General features: G+C 36.0%; 8 protein-coding genes. 6 read left to right on the top strand and 2 right to left on the bottom strand.

Features of this window, described 5'->3' with window-relative positions:
• Positions 1 to 219: 219 nt before the first annotated feature.
• A complete protein-coding gene (locus B371_RS23285) occupies positions 220 to 375 on the bottom strand; it encodes a lmo0937 family membrane protein (RefSeq protein ID WP_019412605.1) in 156 nt (51 codons plus the stop codon).
• A 193-nt stretch (positions 376 to 568) separates the two neighbouring features.
• Here B371_RS23285 and mntR point away from each other — a divergent pair, with 193 nt between their 5' ends.
• The 5 genes from mntR to B371_RS0101815 all read left to right on the top strand — a co-directional run bounded on the left by mntR (position 569) and on the right by B371_RS0101815 (position 4,496).
• Complete coding sequence (gene mntR / locus B371_RS0101795; RefSeq protein WP_019412606.1) at positions 569 to 991, top strand: transcriptional regulator MntR; 423 nt, start codon at positions 569 to 571, stop codon at positions 989 to 991.
• 24 nt (positions 992 to 1,015) lie between these two features.
• The gene (locus B371_RS0101800; protein ID WP_019412607.1) at positions 1,016 to 1,882 is read left to right on the top strand and encodes a S1 RNA-binding domain-containing protein; all 867 of its coding nucleotides are present in this window, start codon (positions 1,016 to 1,018) and stop codon (positions 1,880 to 1,882) included.
• A gap of 154 nt (positions 1,883 to 2,036) precedes the next feature.
• Complete coding sequence (locus tag B371_RS0101805) at positions 2,037 to 2,942, top strand: DUF1002 domain-containing protein (RefSeq protein WP_019412608.1); 906 nt, start codon at positions 2,037 to 2,039, stop codon at positions 2,940 to 2,942.
• A 269-nt stretch (positions 2,943 to 3,211) separates the two neighbouring features.
• Entirely contained in the window at positions 3,212 to 4,180 is a 969-nt protein-coding gene (locus tag B371_RS0101810; protein WP_019412609.1) for a ring-cleaving dioxygenase, read from the top strand.
• A 34-nt stretch (positions 4,181 to 4,214) separates the two neighbouring features.
• A complete protein-coding gene (locus tag B371_RS0101815) occupies positions 4,215 to 4,496 on the top strand; it encodes a GNAT family N-acetyltransferase (protein ID WP_019412610.1) in 282 nt (93 codons plus the stop codon).
• A gap of 60 nt (positions 4,497 to 4,556) precedes the next feature.
• Here B371_RS0101815 and B371_RS23290 read toward each other — a convergent pair whose 3' ends face one another.
• A complete protein-coding gene (locus tag B371_RS23290; protein WP_019412611.1) occupies positions 4,557 to 4,694 on the bottom strand; it encodes a hypothetical protein in 138 nt (45 codons plus the stop codon).
• A 130-nt stretch (positions 4,695 to 4,824) separates the two neighbouring features.
• On the opposite strand from B371_RS23290, the gene B371_RS0101825 reads away from it, so the two are divergent.
• Positions 4,825 to 5,328 (top strand): DUF4064 domain-containing protein, encoded by a 504-nt coding sequence (locus B371_RS0101825; protein WP_237721490.1) that lies wholly within the window; start codon positions 4,825 to 4,827, stop codon positions 5,326 to 5,328.
• Positions 5,329 to 5,353: the final 25 nt, after the last annotated feature.

A 5,353-nucleotide genomic window follows, 5' to 3' on the forward strand; every position in this document is an offset into this window, starting at 1 on the left:
ATCACTCCCTCCTACTCGATTCTATGGATTATGGTGCAGTAGGCTTGCCGTCCAAAGCGATCCAAAAACAAAAGGCGATAAAGCTTGATATATCCTTTTCTACTGATCATAAAATATTTGTACTTTAAAGGACCGGGCGCACTTACCCGGTTTTTCTTAGTGAAAATTAAAAGTACCCATGACTTGGATATGAATATGTGTCTGTTAAGCTACTTCGTCTTACAGTTTTCGTTTACCAGTTATTAATTGAATGATCAAGACTATACCAGCAATTAATAGTATTAAGTGGATTAGGGCACCGCCTATTTTTAATACAATTCCTAGCAACCAAATAACGAGTAATACAACGATTACCATCCATATTAATTTACCCATGAAACTCACCCTCTCTATACAAAATATTAGTAGCTTCGTTTACAGTAAACTACCCTGCAAAATTCAGAGATAAACTATCGAAACCATAGTTTTGAAAATATTGTTGAAATTCCGCATGTTTTAGTCCAAATATTGAGAACGGATAGGGACTATAGTACACTTATATAAGCTATGGAAAGAGAGGAACACAGTGATGCCGACACCAAGTATGGAAGATCATATTGAACAAATCTATCTCCTGATTGAGCAAAAAGGATATGCACGTGTTTCGGATATCGCAGAATCTCTTTCAGTCCTTCCTTCTTCTGTAACAAAAATGGTTCAAAAACTCGACAAAGACGGATACTTGATATATGAACGCTATAGGGGACTAATGTTAACAACAAAGGGATTGAAATTAGGAAAGCGATTAGTTCAACGTCATGATTTGTTGGAACAGTTTTTACGTTTAATTGGCGTACAGGAAGAGAAAATATATGAAGATGTAGAAGGAATTGAACATCACTTAAGTTGGAATTCAATCGATCGGATTGTTGACTTAATTCAAGCAATGGAAGAAAACCCTGATTTTCTTCAAAAACTCGAAGAACTTAAACAACAGCAACAATCAGATTAAATGCAAAACGAAAGGAGTTTCTGTATGACTGAAATGGCACCAGGAGAAATTATAGAATTACAAGTTAAATCGCAAGACTCATCTAAATGGATATTATCCAATGGACAAATTGATGTATCCATTAATGAATCTGAAGCACCGCAAGAAGTTCAGGTAGGCGATACAATTAAAGTGTTCTTATTTAAAGACCGTCGAGGTAATTTAAGTGCAACTTCCTCCTTACCACATGTTACAAAAACCACGTATGGTTGGGCGAGAGTCATCAAAACTGGTGAACGTGAGGGGTCTTACGTAGATATTGGAAATGGACGCGAAGTGATCGTTAAAAGTTTTGATTTGCCAGTACTTAAAGAACTTTGGCCAACAACTGGTGATCACTTGTATATGACATTAAGAACTGATCATCACGGCGAATTATTTGGACGTCTAATAACTGAAGAAAGAGTTGAAGAAACGTTTGTAGAAGCTACTACAACGGTTTTCAATAAAAACTTAACAGGACGTGCTTATCGGTTACTTCCGGTTGGCTCATTCTTTATCACTGTTCCTGATGGATATAGAATATTTGTTCACCACACGGAACAATTGGCTGAACCTCGCTTAGGAGAAGACGTTGAAATCCGTGTGATTGATGTAAAAGAAGATGGGACTTTAAACGGCTCGATGCTTCCACGTAAAGAAGAAAGATTATTGGACGATGCTGAAACCTTATTTAAGTACATTCAAGATTGTGGTGGTAAAATGCCATTTACAGACAAGTCTTCTCCAGATGAGATTTACGAGATGTTTAACTTGAGTAAAGCCTCTTTCAAACGTGCATTAGGAAAGTTAATGAAGGAAAGAAAAATCGAACAAAAAGATGGCTGGACTTTAGTTAAATCTGACATTTAAGTTTGAAATGTTTTCAGTTAGGGCACAAAAAGAAGGAGGAGTTTAAGGCTTCCCGAAACTTTTTGTGCCTTATATCGTATTATCAAGTGTGAAGCATATGCTTAAAAAGGGTGCTTACCCATAAAAAGGTTTGTATTGAGAGGAGAAACAATAAATGAAAAAGAATATCGTTCGTTTTACTTCATTACTGATAGCAGTGCTATTACTAATACCATCAGGGGTTTTGGCAAGTACTGATACTTCCGCCGCGATTAATGAAAAATTCGGATTACCGATTGTCGTTTATGGGGCAGACTTAACAGACGCTGAAAAGCAAAGTGTTAAAGATAGCCTAGAAGTAACAAATGAATCAGAAGTACAAGAAATTTCAGTATCAGGAGAAGATTTAGTAAAGTACATCAAAGATGGAGATGCTTCAGCGCGCATGTTTTCATCTGCAAAAATCACACGTCAAGATAAAGGAAAAGGGTTAGTAATTGATATTGTTACCGAAGATAACATTACACAAGTAACAGCTGAAATGTATGCTAATGCCATGCTGACTGCAGGAATTGAGGATGCGACAGTAGAAGTAGCTGCACCCAAAAAAGTGACAGGACACTCTGCATTAGTAGGCATCTACAAGGCATATGAAGTTAGTGGAGAAAAACTAGATACAGAACGTACGGATGTGGCTAATGATGAACTTTCAGTGGCAACTATATTAGCAGACAAGTCTGGTATTGATGAAGCTAAGGTAAGTGAACTCTTAACGGAAATTAAAAAAGATATCGCCGAACTAAATCCAGCAACAAAAGAAGATGTTGAAAAAATTGTGGAGGATCAATTAGCTAATCTCCAAATTGAGTTAAGCCCAGAAGACCGTCAATTATTGATAGATTTAATGGACCGTATCCGTCAATTAGACATTGACTTTTCTCAGTGGTCTAATCAGTTAAATGATTTAAGTAAAACTATTTCAGATAAACTTGGCAATATTGTAGATAACGAAGGTTTTTGGCAAAGTGTTAAAACTTTCTTTAATGATTTAATTGATTCACTGCGCTCATTGTTTAACTAATCGAGCAAAGCTTGAATTCAATCAAAACTTTGAGGGGCAACTTGTTTTTAGATGCTCCACAAATAGAGTCGATGAGAGCACCTTGGCCTGCTGGGGCTCTCTCTAAGGGACATTTGGGGATGCTCAAGTGAAACTTGAGCCCCTTGTTAGCTTAGCGGGTTTTAACGCTGTTATTATTAAACAGAAGAATTGCACATACTTATGACGGATGCTAAAATAAAAGAAAAATATCTCGAATTCAAGATATTATCTTTTAGGAGGAATTTTATATGGAATTAGCAGGAATTCATCATGTATCAGCAATTACAGCTAATGCTGAAAAGAATTTTGATTTTTTTACAACTATATTAGGTATGCGACTTGTAAAAAAAAGTGTAAACCAAGATAACACTTCTTCTTATCACTTGTTTTATGCAGACGCTGTAGGGACACCGGGAACAGATATGACTTATTTTGATATTCCGAGTGCTGGAAAGACGGTACCTGGTGTTTCAAGCATTAGCAATACAGCTTTTAGGGTGAAGAGTGAAGCTGCATTAACGTATTGGCAAGAACGTTTTACAAAGCATCAAGTTCATTTTGAAGAAGTGGTAGAACGTTTTGGAAGAAAAACAATGAATTTTGAAGACTTTGAGGGATCTCGACTCATGTTAGTAGTAGATGATGGGAAAGGCGTTCCCTATGGAATACCCTGGGCAAAGTCTGAAGTACCTGAAGATTTCTCTGTTGTTGGTTTAGGACAAGTAACATTAACAGTTCGCCAGTCGGAAAAAACACAACTTGTATTGACTGAAGTATTAGGTTTCAAAAAATTGGGTTCGTACGCATCGAACAGTGCAGGGATGCCTGATATTATGGTGTATTCTACAGGTGAGGGCGGTCCAGCTTCCGAAGTCCATATCGAAGAGCGTTCTGATTTGCCAATAGAACGACCAGGGCGTGGTAGTGTTCATCATGTGGCGTTCCGAGTAAAGACGTTTGAGGATTATGACAAATGGGAAGAATTATTACGTTCTAAAGGGTTTATGACTTCAGGAAAAATAGATCGATATTACTTTAAATCAATTTATTTCCGCGAACCAAATGGAATACTGTTCGAACTTGCAACGGATGAGCCAGGATTTGCGACAGATGAATCAATGGATACATTAGGGGAAACCCTTGCCTTACCACCATTTTTAGAGTCCCGTCGTGAACAAATTGAATCTTCACTTCGTCCGCTAACGTTTAAGGAATAAAGTATACTACACAGATAAAAAGGAGTGGTAGTAGATGGCATTTTTGTATAAAGAAATGGGTCATGATGCTTATGCATTTGTGCATGAAAAAGATGGCCAAAATTTAGGAGAGATTACATGGACTTTGTTAGGTGATGTAATGGTAATGGATCATACATTTACATCTCCATCCTTCCGAGGTCAAGGGAATGCAAAGAAGTTACTTGATAAAGCAGCTGAGTTTGCACGCGAAAAAGGCTATAAAATGGAAGCGGTTTGTTCTTTTGTAGTAACTGCATTTAATCAATCCAATGAATACGACGATCTTAAAGCATAATAAAAAGGCAATCCGTTAATAAACCGGATTGCCTTTTTATTGTCCTATATTTTAAACACATTATAATTGAGTAAATAAGAGTAGAAATCCAGTTAGAACTGAAGCTCCTAAAACGGTGTACATAAAATCTGATTGGTTAAATACTAGTTTCTTTTCCATTGTGTCATCAGTTCCTTTCATTTTTTTGCGGTTATTCATTATATACCCCAACTTTCTGTTATCAAACAGGTTTATTCATAGTTTATGAAGGGAATGTTAAAAATATGAAACCAAATAGGAAAATGTTTCATATAATTTAAATGTAGATAGGCAAATAGAAATTAAAGAGGTGAATGTTTTGAGTAGAGTTGGAGAAGTAGCTTTAGGTATTATAGGATCAATATTAAATGCAATTTTTTTAATAATTGTTACATTAGCAGTAATGGGTGTATCTTCAGCAGATTCTGCAGAAATACAAATGTACTTTGAAGAACAAATGATCATAACAGATCCAACAATGACTTCTGAGGACATGCTTATGTTCAATGATATCGTTAGTGTGGGTCTAAACATTTTTGGGATAGTAGGATGGGTTTTTGTTGGAACATTACTAATTAGTTTAATTTTAAGTATTGTTGGCGTGTTTAAAGTTTCAAAAAACAAAAGTCCGAAGACAGCAGGAGTCTTATTTATATTTGCAGCTATGTTATCAGGAATTATATTATTAGCTCCGATTTTATTTTATATCGCTGCCATTATGTGTTTTGCTCGTAAAACAACGGATCATCACTTGGAAGAAACTTTTTATAACAATGATAGGCAACAAACTGATCAATCCCATCAACCATTATAAATAAAACGCCTGTTAACAATTAATT

Source organism: Paenisporosarcina sp. TG20, assembly GCF_000286315.1.
Lineage (GTDB): Bacteria > Bacillota > Bacilli > Bacillales_A > Planococcaceae > Paenisporosarcina.

Bases quoted from the DNA above. Each gene is read 5' to 3' on its own strand.
- B371_RS23285 (WP_019412605.1), bottom strand. From the start codon at position 375: ATGGGTAAATTAATATGGATGGTAATCGTTGTATTACTCGTTATTTGG.
- mntR (WP_019412606.1), top strand. From the start codon at position 569: ATGCCGACACCAAGTATGGAAGATCATATTGAACAAATCTATCTCCTG.
- B371_RS0101800 (WP_019412607.1), top strand. From the start codon at position 1,016: ATGACTGAAATGGCACCAGGAGAAATTATAGAATTACAAGTTAAATCG.
- B371_RS0101805 (WP_019412608.1), top strand. From the start codon at position 2,037: ATGAAAAAGAATATCGTTCGTTTTACTTCATTACTGATAGCAGTGCTA.
- B371_RS0101810 (WP_019412609.1), top strand. From the start codon at position 3,212: ATGGAATTAGCAGGAATTCATCATGTATCAGCAATTACAGCTAATGCT.
- B371_RS0101815 (WP_019412610.1), top strand. From the start codon at position 4,215: ATGGCATTTTTGTATAAAGAAATGGGTCATGATGCTTATGCATTTGTG.
- B371_RS23290 (WP_019412611.1), bottom strand. From the start codon at position 4,694: ATGAATAACCGCAAAAAAATGAAAGGAACTGATGACACAATGGAAAAG.